13 protein-coding genes are annotated in these 15,668 nt (G+C 62.9%); 10 read left to right on the top strand and 3 right to left on the bottom strand.

Annotation, left to right across the window (positions count from 1 at the left end; genetic code table 11):
- Positions 1-78 precede the first annotated feature (78 nt).
- On the bottom strand, positions 79-1,215 hold the full coding sequence (locus H2O77_RS10030) for a folate-binding protein (RefSeq protein WP_240548569.1): 1,137 nt from the start codon (positions 1,213-1,215) through the stop codon (positions 79-81).
- A gap of 284 nt (positions 1,216-1,499) precedes the next feature.
- Here H2O77_RS10030 and H2O77_RS10025 point away from each other — a divergent pair, with 284 nt between their 5' ends.
- From H2O77_RS10025 to H2O77_RS09990, 8 genes are all read left to right on the top strand, one after another.
- Positions 1,500-1,691, top strand: coding sequence for a hypothetical protein (locus tag H2O77_RS10025; RefSeq protein WP_054557000.1), 192 nt, complete (start codon positions 1,500-1,502; stop codon positions 1,689-1,691).
- An 87-nt stretch (positions 1,692-1,778) separates the two neighbouring features.
- Positions 1,779-2,213, top strand: coding sequence for an OsmC family protein (locus H2O77_RS10020; protein WP_054556999.1), 435 nt, complete (start codon positions 1,779-1,781; stop codon positions 2,211-2,213).
- A gap of 66 nt (positions 2,214-2,279) precedes the next feature.
- The gene (uvrB, locus tag H2O77_RS10015; protein WP_215822906.1) at positions 2,280-4,307 is read left to right on the top strand and encodes an excinuclease ABC subunit UvrB; all 2,028 of its coding nucleotides are present in this window, start codon (positions 2,280-2,282) and stop codon (positions 4,305-4,307) included.
- A gap of 651 nt (positions 4,308-4,958) precedes the next feature.
- Entirely contained in the window at positions 4,959-6,062 is a 1,104-nt protein-coding gene (locus H2O77_RS10010; RefSeq protein WP_043336885.1) for a branched-chain amino acid ABC transporter substrate-binding protein, read from the top strand.
- Between the two features lie 293 nt (positions 6,063-6,355).
- Positions 6,356-7,276: a high-affinity branched-chain amino acid ABC transporter permease LivH gene (gene livH / locus H2O77_RS10005; RefSeq protein WP_043336883.1), complete on the top strand. Its 921-nt coding sequence runs from the start codon at positions 6,356-6,358 to the stop codon at positions 7,274-7,276.
- Entirely contained in the window at positions 7,276-8,601 is a 1,326-nt protein-coding gene (gene livM, locus H2O77_RS10000; RefSeq protein ID WP_082388855.1) for a high-affinity branched-chain amino acid ABC transporter permease LivM, read from the top strand. The genes livH and livM overlap by 1 nt, the downstream gene beginning before the upstream one ends.
- A 112-nt stretch (positions 8,602-8,713) precedes the next feature.
- Positions 8,714-9,469, top strand: a complete 756-nt coding sequence (gene livG / locus H2O77_RS09995; RefSeq protein ID WP_276315239.1) for a high-affinity branched-chain amino acid ABC transporter ATP-binding protein LivG — start codon at positions 8,714-8,716, stop codon at positions 9,467-9,469.
- 74 nt (positions 9,470-9,543) lie between these two features.
- A complete protein-coding gene (locus H2O77_RS09990) occupies positions 9,544-10,245 on the top strand; it encodes an ABC transporter ATP-binding protein (RefSeq protein ID WP_043336899.1) in 702 nt (233 codons plus the stop codon).
- Between the two features lie 257 nt (positions 10,246-10,502).
- Here the strand turns inward: H2O77_RS09990 and H2O77_RS09985 are convergent, their stop codons facing one another.
- Both H2O77_RS09985 and H2O77_RS09980 read right to left on the bottom strand, forming a co-directional pair.
- Entirely contained in the window at positions 10,503-10,862 is a 360-nt protein-coding gene (locus H2O77_RS09985) for a hypothetical protein (protein WP_192838928.1), read from the bottom strand.
- A 219-nt stretch (positions 10,863-11,081) separates the two neighbouring features.
- Entirely contained in the window at positions 11,082-12,017 is a 936-nt protein-coding gene (locus tag H2O77_RS09980; RefSeq protein WP_240548568.1) for an N-acetylmuramoyl-L-alanine amidase, read from the bottom strand.
- 396 nt (positions 12,018-12,413) lie between these two features.
- Here H2O77_RS09980 and H2O77_RS09975 point away from each other — a divergent pair, with 396 nt between their 5' ends.
- Both H2O77_RS09975 and cls read left to right on the top strand, forming a co-directional pair.
- Positions 12,414-13,919, top strand: coding sequence for a fumarate hydratase (locus tag H2O77_RS09975; RefSeq protein ID WP_054556993.1), 1,506 nt, complete (start codon positions 12,414-12,416; stop codon positions 13,917-13,919).
- Positions 13,920-14,152: 233 nt separating this feature from the next.
- Positions 14,153-15,580 (top strand): cardiolipin synthase, encoded by a 1,428-nt coding sequence (gene cls / locus H2O77_RS09970; RefSeq protein ID WP_192838926.1) that lies wholly within the window; start codon positions 14,153-14,155, stop codon positions 15,578-15,580.
- Positions 15,581-15,668: the final 88 nt, after the last annotated feature.

Raw genomic sequence — 15,668 nt, 5'->3', positions numbered from 1 at the left:
TTGGCACGTGCGGGGCTTTCCTGTGGCGGCTTTCAGCGATCAGTCCCTCAGGGCGATCAGCCTTTCAAGCCGTGCCCTTCAGCCCTTGAGCTGCTCCGGGTCGCGACGCTCGACGGCATAGGGCAGCGCGCTGCGCTCAAGCTGGGTGCCATCTTCCAATGCCAATGCGATCTCTTCATCGCGCAGGCTGATCACGGCCAGCAGCTCCAGGCGACCCTGCTCATCATGGGCTGCCTGCAGCACTTCGCCGAGGGACTTGCCGTCGGGGCTTGTGACCTTGCTGCCCACCGCAGGCAAGTCGGCCGGCTGCGCCGTCGTCAGGCGTTGCAGGCGCTTCTTGACCTGACCGCGGAAGTGGGCGCGGGCCACGACTTCCTGACCGGTGTAGCAGCCCTTCTTGAAGCTGATCGCGGCGAGGGCTTCCAGATTGAGCATCTGCGGCAGCCAGCTGTCAGTCTGCGCGGAGGTGACCCATTGCAGCCCGGCGCGGATATCTTCCAGGCGCCAGTGGGTGTCATCGCTGGCGGCCACATCGCGTGCGAACAGCGCTGTCGCGAGGTCTGCCAGGGCGGCATGCGGGCCGACCAGTATCGCGCGCGGGGTATTGCCTGACGGCTGGCGCGCCAGCGCGCAGGCCTGCGGTTCATCGTCCTCGCTCGACAGCAGGGGCGACGGGAGGACCGAGCGCATGGCCAGGTCATGCTCGGCCAGCGCAGGTGCCGCCAGGGCGTCGGCACAGGCCGCCAGAGTCTGCTCGCCGAGCAGGCCGAGCACGCTCAGCTCACTCGACACCTCCAGCGTCACCTTGTAGAAGGGCGCGAACTTGGCCAGATGGGCGCGCAGCGGTTCGGCGGTGCCAGCCGGCATCACCAGCCACAGGCGCTCTTCGCTGACGCGCAGCAGCTGAGCCATGGCCAGAATGCGTCCCTTCGGGGTGCAGAAGGTCGTCAGCGGCGCCAGCTCGCCATCGACCAGACTCAGCTGCTGTGAGGTCTGTCCCTGCAGAAAGCGTTCGCCATCCTTGCCGCAGACCTCGAGTACCTCGAAATTGCCCAGCGGAGTCAGTGCATTCTCGGCCAAGGCACGGTCGGCTACGCCAGCGTGAGGCATGTCAGCGAGTGGCATGGAGGCGTCGGCTGGCTCACCCAGCGTCAGGCGGCCGTCCTCGCCGAGCTGGTAGCCGTGGTCTTGCATCAGGGTCTTCAAGGGATTCATCTACCATCATCCTGTTGCGAAGGAGTGAACTGCCGGTGGCGCACTGGCAACCAGGCGGCATGTCGGATGCCCGCATTGTCACGCGCCAGCTGGCGGCTGTCAGCCCCTTGTGCCCCAAGTGGCAGTAAAAGAACGGGCAAATCAGTGTTCCCGTCCTGCCAGGCGTTTCTCGGGCCTGGCTCGCGGCGAGTCTGATGCGCGCTGACTGTCAGGCAACCGTGCTATTCTTGACGGCTGCAATGCGCCGCGGCGCCCCTTTTTTACTGCATGACAGGAATGACACGATGGCCAGCTTTTCTCTTACTCTGATCGGCGTCGAGAGCGTCAAGGACGTCAACAAGGTCACCACGGCGCTGATGATGATGGATGGCGTCAAGGAAGCCGAGGTCGGGCGTGGCTTTGCCGAAGTCGACGGTCAGGTGCGTTATGACGCACTGGTCAAGACGGTCGAGAAGGCCGGTTACAAGGTCAAGTGACCGCGGTGCGGTGACGCTGGACAGGCGGGAAACAGGCAACGTCTCACGAGCGGGATCACGGATAGATCAGCGACAGGGAGGTGACGAATGAGCATCGAGGTAATCAGCCGTCGGTCAGGCAGCTTCGTGCAACGGGTACAGGTCGCAAGCTTTGATGAGTTGCTGGTCGATGTGCCGGCGGTGGTCGGTGGCGACGAGAGCGCCCCGGACCCGCATGACTACTTCGATCTGTCGCTGGGGGCCTGCAAGTCGATCACCGTGCAGATGTACGCCCGGCGCAAGGGCTTGCCGCTGGCGGGGATCATCACCACGGTGGACCGGGACGACAGCGACGAGCGCCGTGGCAGCAACAGCGAATATCGCCTCACGGTCAGCATGCAGTTTCTGGCTGAGGAGGGCCATGAGCTGGACGCCGAGACACGCGCGCGCCTGATCGAGATCTCCGAGCGTTGCCCCATCCATCGCCTGATGACCAGCACCCGGGTCTCGGTGACCAGTCGAGAAGCGCCCGCGAGCGAATGATGCCGCCGGGCAATCATCTGCCTGTCGTCAGTTGAAGACCCGACTGACTGCCACCATTGAGAGCGCATGAGCAAACCATTTCGCATCGATTCCAAGTTTCAGCCGGCCGGTGACCAACCGGCGGCCATCGAGAAGCTGATCACCGGCCTGGACGCGGGCCTGGCGCATCAGACTCTTCTGGGCGTGACCGGCTCCGGCAAGACCTTCACGGTGGCCAACATCGTGGAGCGCCTGCAGCGCCCGGCCATCGTCATGGCCCCCAACAAGACGCTGGCGGCGCAGCTATACGGCGAGTTCAAGTCGTTCTTCCCCGACAACGCCGTCGAATATTTCGTCTCCTATTACGATTACTACCAGCCCGAAGCCTACGTCGCCTCCTCGGACACCTTCATCGAGAAGGATGCCTCGATCAACGACCACATCGAGCAGATGCGTCTGTCGGCGACCAAGGCGCTGCTGGAGCGCCGCGATGCGATCATCGTGGTCTCCGTCTCGGCCATCTACGGCCTGGGTGACCCGGACCAGTACCTGAAGATGCGCCTGCACTTCAATCGTGGCGAGCAGATCGATCAGCGCGGCTTCCTCAGGCGTCTGGCGGAGCTGCAGTACACCCGCAACGACATGGATTTCCGGCGCGGTACCTATCGGGTGCGCGGCGATGTGATCGATGTCTTCCCGGCCGATTCCGAAGAGCAGGCGGTGCGTGTCGAGCTGTTCGATGACGAGATCGATTCCATCCGGCTGTTCGATCCGCTGACCGGTGAAGTGGCCGAGTCGGTACCGCGCATGACCATCTATCCCAAGAGCCACTACGTGACGCCGCGCGAGACCATCGTCGCCGCGGTCGATCACATCAAGGAAGAACTGGTCGAGCGCCTCGATTACCTGCGCAAGCACGACAAGCTGGTCGAGGCCCAGCGCCTGGAGCAGCGCACCCTCTATGACATCGAGATGATGATGGAGCTGGGCTACTGCAACGGCATCGAGAACTACTCGCGCTATCTGTCGGGGCGTGATCCCGGCAATGCGCCGCCGACCTTCTTCGACTACCTGCCCAAGGACGCGCTGGTCTTCATCGATGAGTCCCACGTCAGTGTGCCGCAGGTCGGCGGCATGTATCGCGGTGACCGTTCGCGCAAGGAAACGCTGGTGGAGTACGGCTTCCGGCTGCCGTCGGCCCTCGACAACCGCCCGATGAAATTCGAGGAGTGGGAGAGCATCCTGCCGCAGACCGTATTCGTCTCGGCGACGCCTGGCCCCTATGAGGAAGAGCATGCCGGCCAGGTGGTGGAGCAGGTGGTACGTCCCACCGGGCTGCTCGATCCGGTCATCGAGGTGCGTTCGGCCTCGACCCAGGTGGATGACGTCCTCTCGGAGATTCGCGCGCGCACCAAGGTCGGCGAGCGCGTGCTGATCACCACGCTGACCAAGCGCATGTCAGAAGACCTGACCGAATATCTGGGCGAGCACGACGTGCGGGTGCGCTATCTGCACTCCGACATCGACACCGTCGAGCGGGTCGAGATCATTCGTGACCTGCGTCTGGGCAAGTTCGATGTGCTGGTCGGCATCAACCTGCTGCGTGAGGGCCTCGATATTCCGGAGGTCTCGCTGGTGGCGATTCTGGATGCCGACAAGGAGGGCTTCCTGCGCTCGGAACGCTCCCTGATCCAGACCATCGGTCGCGCGGCGCGTAACGCCAACGGCAAGGCCATTCTGTACGGGGACCGCATCACCGATTCCATGCAGCGGGCCATCGCCGAGACCGAACGCCGTCGCGAGAAGCAGATGGCCTTCAATGACGAGCACGGCATCACGCCGCGCACCATCACCAAGTCGGTGGCGGATATCATGGAAGGTGCCCAGGCGCCGGGCCGCAAGAGCAGCCGTCGCAAGGGCAGCGAGCGTCAGGTGGCGGAAGAGACGCCGGACTACGCTGCGCTGGCGGCCGAAGGGCCTCAGGCGCTCGAGAAGGAGATCAGCCGTCTCGAAGATGCCATGTTTGCCGCGGCCAAGAACCTCGAGTTCGAGGAAGCCGGTCGACTGCGCGACCAGATCAACGATGTTCGCAATCGCCTGATCGCGCTGGGCTGACGCTATTCTCCATCCCCCAGCATTCGCGTTGCTAAAGGCATGACCCTGCGCGCCCGACGATGTCACCCATCGTCGGGCGCGTGGCGTTCAGGGCTGGCGGGTATCTGACGGGGAAGTGTCATCAACAAGTTATCCCGTTATCTTGCCTGTTGCGTCGCAAATCATCACATTGCAGCTCAGTGCATGGCTCAGAGGCAACCGGTTGCTCGGGTGGGGGGCGGCAGGATTGCTTCTCTTACAACCTTGGGCGTAGCCGGGCAGGGGGCTGCGGCGCGTCCTGATGGTGCAATAGGAGAGGGAAATCCTGTTATCCGCGTGTTGGCATGTGCCAATGACTGGCTTTGATCGGGTTTTCCGAGGATTGTCTGGCCACATTGGAAAGCGTGGTGCTTTTCGCTATTGGCAGGCTGCCGAGCCGCATTCATGAGCGCCCAAACGGTCACTTTACATGCGTATTCGCTGCTGCCAATAATGCTTTCAAGGCATTCCTGACGTGTCGACCCCCTGCCTGCAGGCTGGCAGCGGCGCACAAGGTCAGCGAATGACAGACACTGTCGCCAGCCTTTTGCGGTCAGCCCAGCGCTGCCACCAGGCGTCAGTCAGGTCTGCCCGGCCGTAGTACAACAATAATCGGGAACAGGAATTCTCATCATGATGCGCAGGTCTCTTCTCGCTCTCGGTATCGCCGCGGCGATGTCCACCCAGGCTCAGGCCGATATCACCATCGCCATGGCAGGCCCGGTCACGGGGCCAGTCGCCCAGTACGGTGACATGCAGTTCATCGGTGCCGAGATGGCCATCGAACGGATCAATGCCGCCGGTGGCGTCGACGGCGAGATGCTCAAGGGCGTCAAATACGACGACGCCTGTGATCCCAAGCAGGCGGTGGCGGTGGCCAACCAGATCGTCAATGACGGTGTCCAGTACGTGATCGGGCACCTGTGCTCCAGCGCGACCCAGCCGGCCTCGGACATCTACGCCGAGGAAGGCGTGATGATGATCACGGCGGCGTCCACCAGCCCGACCATCACCGAGCAGGGCTATGAGCTGGTCTTCCGCACCATCGGCCTGGACTCCCTGCAGGGGCCGGTCGCCGGGCGCTATATCGCCGAGACGATCAAGCCCACGCACATGGCCGTGATCCACGACAAGCAGCAGTATGGGGAAGGCATCGCCACCGGCGTGCGCGACACCGTCGAGGAAGCAGGAATCGATGTGGTGCTGTTCGAGGGCATCACGGCGGGCGACAAGGATTTCTCGGCGCTGATCTCCAAGCTCAAGAAGGAGAACGTCGACTTCGTCTACTACGGCGGCTATCACCCGGAGCTGGGCCTCTTGCTGCGTCAGTCGCGTGAGCTGGGCTTCGATGCCCCCTTCATGGGCCCGGAAGGGGTCGGCAACCCGGACATTTCCAAGATCGCCGGTCAGGCCTCCGAAGGCCTTTACGTGACGCTGCCGCCGGCCTTCGAGACCGACCCGAAGAACGCTGATCTGGTCGCGGCCTTCAAGGACAAGGATCAAGACCCCTCCGGCCCGTTCGTCATGCCAGCCTATACCGCGGTGGAACTGATCGCCGATGGCATCAAGGGCGCCGATTCCACCGACCCGTATGACGTCGCCGAATATCTGCGCGCCAACAGCTTCGACACGCCCATCGGCAAGGTCGAATACGACGAGAAGGGCGATCTGAAGGACTTCAACTTCGTCGTCTACAACTGGCACGCCGACGGAACCAAGAGCGAAGCGGCACATTGATCATCGGCTGGCCTCTGCTCGTCTGAGCCCAGCCTTCGCCACGGCCATGTGGCATCTCATCTGGCACCTCATTTGAGCGATCATTTGAGACCTTGTTCGAGACCTCTTGTGGCCGTGGTGGATCAACCCCGAGACGCTTCCCGTCATGCCTCCTGGCATGGCGGGCTTCTCCGTTCGGTCGAGTCCACGGTGATGCAATATCGCCGTGCCTTCCCGTTGTCGCCGCGCATGCGGCATTTCCCTGACGGTCACCGGCCACAAGCCGAAGACAGTCGCGGCCAAGGGTCGTTTCAATGGAAGACATCCTCTACTTCCTGCAACAGGTCATCAATGGCCTGACCATCGGCAGTACCTATGCCTTGATCGCCATCGGCTACACGATGGTCTACGGCATCATCGGCATGATCAATTTCGCCCACGGCGAGATCTACATGATCGGCACCTACGTGACCTTCATCGTCATCGCGGCGCTGGGCATGCTGGGCATCGCCAACCCCTTCTTCCTGATGGCGGCCGCCTTGCTGGTGGCGGTGCTGGTGTCCTGCGCCTACGGCTTTGCCGTGGAGCGGGTGGCCTATCGTCCGGTACGTGGCTCCAAGCGTCTGATCGCGCTGATCTCGGCGATCGGCATGTCGATCTTCCTGCAGAACTACATGCGGCTGGCCCAGGGCTCGCGTGACATGGCGATCTCCAGCCTGATTCCGGGCGGTTGGGAGTTCGGGCTGGAAAGCTTCGCGGTCAATCTCTCCTACATGCAGGTGATCATCTTCAGCGTCACCCTGGTGTGCATGCTGCTGCTGTCGTCCTTCATCTCGCGCTCCCGCCTGGGGCGTGCCTGTCGTGCCTGCTCGCAGGATGCCGGCATGGCGCGTCTGCTGGGCATCAATACCGACATGATCATCTCGATGACCTTCGTGATCGGGGCGGCGCTTGCCGCCGTGGCGGGCCTGCTGCTCGGCATGTACTACGGCGTGGTCAATCCCTACATCGGCTTCCTGGCCGGTCTCAAGGCGTTCACGGCGGCGGTGCTGGGCGGTATCGGCAGCATCCCCGGCGCGATGCTGGGCGGACTGCTGCTGGGGGTCGCGGAGGCGCTGACCGGCGGTTACCTGTCCACGGAATACAAGGACGTGGTGGCCTTCGGACTGCTGATCCTGATTCTGCTGTTCCGTCCCTCCGGGATTCTCGGCAAGCCCGAAGTGGAGAAGATCTGATGCCCAAGCTTGCGAAACAGACTCTGAAGAAGGCGGGCACCTCGCCTGCCGAGACGTTGCCGCCCCAGCCTGCCTATCGGCGTCCCTGGTGGTCGGCGCTCGCGGCCGCCGTGCTGACCCTCGTGCTGGGCGGCTCGGTGCTGGGGGTGCAGCTCGAATCCACCGGCATCACCACCACGGTGCGCTTGATGGGCATGGACACCTGGGGCTGGTTGCTGGCTGCGGCGCTGGCCGTCTTCCTGCATCAGCTGGTACGCCCGCAGATCGAGGAGTGGCGGGCGCGTACCCGCAAACCCTCACGTTTCAGCGTCCCCGATGTGATGAGCGGCCAGAAGCGTCAACTGTGGATCATGCTGGCCATCGGCGCGCTGCTGATCTTTCCGTTCCTCTCCAACCGCTCGGCGGTGGATCTCGCCACCCTGACGCTGATCTACATCATGCTGGGCCTGGGGCTCAACGTGGTAGTGGGGCTCGCCGGGCTGCTGGATCTCGGCTACGTGGGCTTCTACGCCGTCGGGGCCTATACCTATGCGCTGCTCAACAGCTATCTGGGCTTCAGCTTCTGGGAGGCATTGCCCATCGCCGGGTTGATGACGGCGCTGTTCGGCTATCTGCTCGGCTTCCCGGTATTGCGACTGCGCGGGGATTACCTGGCCATCGTGACGCTGGGTTTCGGGGAGATCATCCGCATCCTGCTCAACAACTGGACCGAGCTGACCGGTGGCCCGAATGGCATCGCGCGCATTCCCAAGCCGACCTTGTTCAACCTCGAGTTCTCGCGGCGAGCCGACGAGGGCAACATCGCCTTCCATGAGTACTTCGGCATCGACTACGACCCGGCCCTCAAGGTGATCTACCTGTATCTGCTGGCCTTGATCCTGGTGCTGATCACGCTGTTCGTGATCTACCGCCTGCTGCGCATGCCCATCGGGCGGGCGTGGGAGGCGCTGCGTGAGGATGATATCGCCTGTCGCTCGCTGGGCATGAACCCCACCGGCATCAAGCTCTCGGCCTTCACGATCGGCGCGAGCTTCGCGGGCTTCGCCGGCGCCTTCTTCGCCGCGCGTCAGGGCTTCATCAGCCCCGAGTCCTTCACCTTTATCGAGTCGGCGATCATTCTGGCCATCGTGGTGCTGGGCGGGATGGGCTCGCAGCTGGGCGTGATCCTGGCCGCGATCGCCATGACGCTGCTGCCGGAGCTGGCACGCGAATTCAATGAATATCGCATGCTGCTGTTCGGACTGATGATGGTGTTGATGATGGTCTGGCGTCCCCAAGGCCTGGTGCCGCTCAAACGACCGCAGATGGAGCTCGACCGTGGCTGATACACATGACAAGCAGGTCCGTGACAAGCAGGTCCGCGACAGGCAAGAGCACGACAATCCGACACCGGTTGCCTCCTCGCGTCGTCAGGCGCGCGCCGAGGGCGGAGCGCCATTGCTGGATGTGCGCGATCTCACCATGCAGTTCGGTGGCCTCAAGGCCGTGGACGGCGTGACGCTCCAGGTGCATCCGGGCGAGGTGGTGTCGGTCATCGGGCCGAACGGTGCAGGCAAGACCACCGTCTTCAACTGCATCTCCGGCTTCTATCAGCCCACCGGCGGCGAGGTGTATTTCCAGAATCGCGCCATGCATCTTCTGCCGGGCTATCGCATCGCCCAGGCCGGCATGGTGCGCACCTTCCAGAATGTGCGGCTGTTCAAGGAGATGACCGTCATCGAGAACCTGCTGGTGGCGCAGCACATGCACGCCGAACGCAATCTTTTCAAGGGACTGTTCAAGACGCCGGGCTATCGACGCAGTGAAAAGGCGCTGATGCAGCATGCCGGCGACTGGCTGGAGCGAGTCGGTCTGCTCGAATTCGCCAACCGCGAGGCAGGCAATCTGGCCTATGGTCAGCAGCGCCGACTCGAGATCGCGCGCTGCATGGTCGCCAGGCCGCGGCTGCTGATGCTGGATGAGCCGGCGGCAGGCCTCAATCCCAACGAGACACGTGATCTGGATGATCTGATCGTCAGCCTGACCCGCGATGAGGGCATCTCGGTGCTGTTGATCGAGCATGACATGAGCCTGGTGATGGGCATCTCGGACCACATCTACGTGGTCAATCAGGGCCAGCCGCTGGCGGATGGCAGTCCGGAGGACATACGGCGCAATGATGCCGTGATCAAGGCCTATCTGGGGGAAGAGTGATCATGAGTGAGCATGTCGAAGACGTGACGCCCGAGGCCACGCTTGCCGGTGAGGAGCTCGCGCCCCGGGAGGCCATGCTGGCCCTCGAGCATCTGACCACCCACTACGGGCCGGTGCAGGCGCTCAATGATGTCTCGCTGGCCGTCGGCCAGGGCGAGATCGTGACGCTGATCGGTGCCAACGGCGCCGGCAAGACGACGCTTCTGATGTCGATCTGTGGCGATCCGCGTCCGACCAGCGGGCGGGTGTGGTTCGAGGGCGAGGAGATCACCGGCACGCCCACGGCGCGCGTGATGCGCGGTGGTCTGTCGGTGGTGCCGGAAGGTCGCCGCATCTTCACCGGCATGACGGTGGAGGAAAACCTGGCCATGGGCGGCTATTACCAGAGCAAGGAGGAGAACGAGCGCAGCATCGAGCACGTGCTGGGGCTATTCCCGCGTCTCAAGGAGCGCTTCCAGCAGCGCGGCGGCACCATGTCCGGTGGAGAGCAGCAGATGCTGGCCATCGGGCGCGCCCTGATGAGTCGGCCGCGGCTGCTGTTGCTCGATGAGCCATCGCTGGGGCTGGCGCCCATCGTGATCGGGCAGATCTTCGAGATCGTCGAGCAGCTGCGCGAGCAGGGCACCACCATCTTCCTGGTGGAGCAGAACGCCCATCGTGCCTTGTCGATCGCCGATCGCGGTTATGTGCTGGAGCATGGTCGAGTGGTATTGGCGGATAGCGGCAAGGCGCTGCTGGCCAATGACGACGTACGACGCGCCTATCTCGGAGGCTGATCGTTCGCAAGTCGATCGATTGCCAGCCGTCGCCAGGACTTTTCGAGGGCTGCCAGTCGATCGGGTTCACCACACCAGAACGCCGCCTCCGGCACTGAATCGTCAGTGTCGGGGGCGGCGTCTTCTTTCGCTCTCGAGATGGGGATGAGGTGGAAGTGTGGGAAGGAGGGAAAGGAGAGGGAAAAGGCTGGCTCGGTCAGTGGTGTGCTGCTTGTGCCAGTCCCTTTATCAGTCCCAGTGAGCTGCGTGAACAGAGGTCAGGCAGAGAGCGATTCGGGAAACTCTTCGGGCATGTAGGCGACGCCGTCATGAATGCGGTAATGATTGGTGGGGCCTGAAGCCTGGCAGCTCTTGACGCATGCCTGGCTGGCGGGGAGCTGGCGCAGGGGGTAGCGCACGCCGGCTTGGCACAGTTCCAGCATCTTCTTGAGCGCGCTGCGCTCACAGTAACCACACAGGCACTCGAGGGCGTTGTCGAGGCAGTCTTCTTCGCTCATGCCCGCACCGTAGATGCGGTTGTCATCACAGACGACGAATCCGAGAGCGCCGGGGGATGTGGCGGGTGTTGTCATGTCTGCTGCCGTATCAGGTACTGCACTGAGAATGTTGTCAGCCATGATGAACCTCATTGTGATGGGGTATTCCGGCTTCTCCGAGCCAGTCGCTAGCTTGTCTGTCCATGATCCTCTCTGGTCATGCCTCACCCCAGAGTAGACGGCGGTCGTCAAACTGCCATGCAAATCTGTTTAACGCGTCAAGGACGAACCGATGCTGCGTCAGAAATGTGACAGAGAAGTGTCGTTCAGATGACTGCGAAGATCTCGCGACTGGCGGTTTCAGGACGGCTGGCATCCCAGTGGCTGACGGTAACGTGAATTGAGCGCCAGCAATATCGCGGCACTCTCGGCATCGAAGGCTCCGCTGATCGCCCCGGGACGAAAATGTGCCTGGAATGCGGCAATCGCCAATTCGGGACGTGCGGCGTCCACCGGATAACCGTAATGCGTGAGCGCCGTGAGCAGAACCTCTTGTGATGGCAGGCCCTCGCTTGCCAGCTGGCGCTGGAAGCACAGCACGTCAGAGGTGCGTGGCCAGGCGCCGATGCCGGCCTCATGCAGACGTTGCCATGGGAAGCGCGGGCCGGGGTCGGTCTTGCGCTCAGGGGCGATGTCCGAATGCCCGACGACATCCACCGCCTTGATGCCATGACGCGCGATGATGGGCTTGAGCAGCGTTAGCAATGCAGTAATTTGCGCCTCGCTCCAAGGCGCGAAGTCACGCGAGGGGGACCACCGTCTGGCGACCGCCGCCGTGGCATCTTCCTGCTCGCCTGCCGGCAGTGGCACCAGTGCCTGCGGCCCGGCATTGACGATCTCGATGCCGATGGAGGTGTCATTGAGGTTGCTGCGTTCACCCCACTGGCTGACGCCGGCATGCCAGGCACGGCGCGCTTCCGGCACCAGCGGATAGACGCGCGGCAGGCCAGTCGCGGGCATCGGCGCCGACAGCAGATAATGCGCGCTGACCTGAGAGCCGGTCAGGCTGATCAGGGAGCCGCGCAGATCATCATCGGTGTAGTGCAACACCAGATGGCGAACCCGCGAATTGCTCTTGCCGTGGGGGGAGGACGTCACCCAGTCGAAGGTATCGCTCCCGTCACCGGCGTCAGAACCCGGCTGGGTGCCACAGCCTGCCAGCAACACAGTGAGCGTGGCAGCGGCCAGCGACAGCAGACGCCGCGAAAAGGAGCGTGACGAGAAGGAGGGTGGCAAGAACAAAGGTGGCGAGCAGGGACGTGGTGAACAGTAGCGTGGCGTCATTGAGCGGTCATCGTGGTTAAAAAAGGAGAGGCTGCATGACAAGACGGTACCGCAACGGGACGGCGTCAGTCGCCTCGCGATGCAGGCGACTGCCGGCAGCGAAGCAGGCGGCTCCGGCCGGGAGAGCCTCACGCAGACTGGGCCATAACCTGCTGAATTCTCATGACTTGCGGGTTGCAGGATTCGCTCTGCCGCCTCGTGCTCGCATGAGGTATAATCCTGCGCACCTGACCTGACGCTCGCCCCGTGGCGGCGCGATTGCCGTGCCTGACAACAGTAATCGCCCCGGTGCCCTGCGCGCCAGTGTGTCTGTCTTTCCCATCGCTTGCCCTTGAGGAGCCGATCCTGATGACCGTGATCCGCCAGGATGACCTGATCCAGAGCGTCGCCGACGCGCTGCAGTACATCTCCTACTACCATCCGAAGGATTTCATCGACGCCATGAACGCGGCGTACGAGCGTGAAGAGAATCCTGCCGCCAAGGATGCCATCGCGCAGATCCTGATCAACTCCCGGATGTGTGCCCTGGGTCATCGTCCCATCTGTCAGGACACCGGTATCGTCACCGTCTTCGTTCACGTCGGCATGAACGTGCGCTTCGAGGCCGACATGAGCCTGGATGATATGGTCAACGAAGGCGTGCGTCGCGCCTATCTACTGCCGGACAACGTGCTGCGTGCCTCCGTGCTGGCAGACCCGGACGGCAAGCGTGCCAACACCAAGGACAACACCCCGGCCATCATCCACCACAAGCTGGTGCCGGGTGACAGCGTCGAGATCCACGTCGCGGCCAAGGGCGGCGGCAGCGAGGCCAAGTCCAAGTTCGCGATGCTCAACCCGTCCGATTCCGTGGTCGACTGGGTGCTGGAGCAGATTCCGAAGATGGGTGCTGGCTGGTGTCCGCCCGGCATGCTGGGCATCGGCATCGGCGGTACCGCCGAGAAGGCGATGCAGTTGGCCAAGGAGTCCCTGCTCGAGCCGATCGATATCCAGGAGCTGCAGGCGCGTGGTGCCTCCAACCGCGCCGAAGAGATCCGTCTCGAGCTGTTCGAGAAGGTCAATGCGACTGGCGTCGGCGCCCAGGGCCTCGGCGGTCTGACCACCGTGCTCGACATCAAGGTCATGGATTACCCGACCCACGCGGCCAACAAGCCGGTGGCGATCATCCCGAACTGCGCGGCGACCCGTCACGTGCACTTCACCCTGGATGGCAGCGGTGTGGCAGAACTGCCGGCACCCAAGCTCGAGGACTGGCCGGAAATCACCCGTGAAGCGGGCGACAGCGTCAAGCGTGTCAACCTCGACACCGTGACGCCCGAGGAAGTGCAGAGCTGGCAGCCGGGCGACACCCTGCTGCTCAATGGCAAGCTGCTGACCGGCCGTGATGCCGCTCACAAGCGCATGACCGAGATGCTGGCGCGCGGCGAGCAGCTGCCGGTCGACCTCAAGGGTCGCTTCATCTACTACGTCGGCCCGGTCGACCCGATCCGTGACGAAGTCGTCGGTCCGGCTGGCCCGACCACCGCGACCCGCATGGACAAGTTCACGCGCACACTGCTGGAAGAGACCGGCCTCCTGGGCATGGTCGGCAAGGCAGAGCGTGGCCCGACCGCGATCGACGCCATACGTGACAACAAGTCCAGCTACCTGATGGCCGTCGGCGGCGCTGCCTACCTGGTCGCCCAGGCGATCAAGAAGTCACGTGTGCTGGCGTTTGAAGACCTGGGCATGGAAGCGATCTACGAATTCGAGGTCGAAGACATGCCGGTGACCGTGGCCGTCGACAGCGCGGGCGTCTCCGTGCACCAGACGGGCCCAGCCAAGTGGAAGGAAATCATCGCCAGCCGCGCCTGATGACGGCCGAGTGATGAATCGCCACGTCCCTGCGACATACGTCCTTGTGACATGCGTCCTTGTGACATGCGTCCTTGTGAGATGACATGAAGAACCCCGCCCGTGATCATTCATCGGCGGGGTTCTTGGCTTTGCGGCGCTCAAGACATCTTCCTGAGCGCCAATGCAACGGCATCGTCGCGCGCGCTGCTGTGGCATACTCTGGCAACCCTGACGCCTGCAATGGAGTTGCAATGACCGCCTGGCTACTCGGCTTTCTACTGCTGACCAGTCATATCCTCGGTGCCATGTCTGCCGTCATGGCCCTGATGTCGAGCCGCACTTCACAAGGGGCGATCGCCTGGATTCTGTGTCTGCTGACATTCCCCTACGTGGCGCTGCCACTGTACTGGGTGTTCGGACGTCCACGCTTCTATGGTTACGTCAGCGCTCGTGAGGAGCGCGATTCGACCATGCGCCGCGTGCTGATGCGCTTTCGGCCCAAGCTGTCGCCGTGGCTGTCACGCCCGCTGGGAGGCAATCCCACCCATCTGGATGCCATCGAGCGTCTGGCGATGATGCCGGTCACTACCGGCAACCGCGCCAAGTTGCTGATCAATGGCGAGCACACCTTCGATGCACTGTTTCATGCTATCGACGCCGCCGAGGATTACATCCTGATCCAGTTCTTCATCGTACGTAACGATGAGCTGGGGGTGCGTCTCAAGCAGAAGTTGATGCGCCGCGCCGAACGCGGCGTGCGAGTCTGTTTCCTGTATGACGAGATCGGCTCGCGCAAGCTGCCCGATGGCTATCTGAATGATCTGATGGAGTCGGGGTGTGAGGTCAGTGCCTTCAATTCCTCGCGCGGTTGGCGCCATCGCTTCCAGATCAACTTCCGCAATCACCGCAAGGTCACCGTCATCGACGGCCGCGTCGGCTTCGTCGGCGGGCTGAATGTCGGCAATGAGTATCTGGGTCATTCCGAACGCTATGGCGCTTGGCGCGATACCCACCTCAAGCTTGAGGGGCCCAGCGTGATGGGCCTGCAGGAAGCCTTCTGGGAAGACTGGCACTGGGCGACCGGTGAGGTGCTGTCGCTCGAATGGCAGCCACAGATCAGCTGTGACGAATGTCAGCATGTGGTGATCGTGCCCTCCGGCCCGGCGGACCGCCGAGAGACGGCCAGTCTGCTGGTGCAGCAGGCGATTCACTCCTCGGTCAGTCGTATCTGGATTACCAGTCCCTATTTCGTGCCGGACCAGGGGGTGCAGGATGCGCTAAAGATCGCGGCGTTGCGTGGGGTGGATGTGCGGGTGATGATTCCTGAGCGTCCCGATCACCTACTGGTATTCCTGTCGGCGTTCTCGTTCCTGTCCGAGATGATTCGCTCCGGTGTGCGTGTCTTCCGCTATCAGCCCGGCTTCCTGCATCAGAAGGTGATGTTGATGGATAGCCATACGGCGACCATTGGCACCGTAAATCTCGACAATCGCTCCTTCCGCCTCAACTTCGAGATCACGGCGTTCGTGCCCGATCACCAGTTCGCCTCGGAAGTGGAGGCGATGCTCGAAGAGGACTTCCGCCACTGTCGTGAAATCAGCTGCGAAGAGCTGGATGCGCGGCCGATGTGGCGTAAGCTGGTCTCGCGCGCGGCCTATCTGCTGGCACCCATCCAGTAATGCAGCACCCTGCATGCGACAAGCGCCTGCCGAGCTGAGTAAAACTCACTCGGCAGGTCTTGCCAATCGCCGCGCCAGCAGGCATCTT

The sequence above is a fragment of the Cobetia sp. 4B genome (assembly GCF_018831605.1).
In the GTDB taxonomy this organism is placed as follows: Bacteria; Pseudomonadota; Gammaproteobacteria; order Pseudomonadales; family Halomonadaceae; genus Cobetia; species Cobetia amphilecti.
The sequence above is the reverse complement of the archived record's forward strand: the minus strand, read 5'-3'. Positions and strand labels throughout refer to the sequence as shown.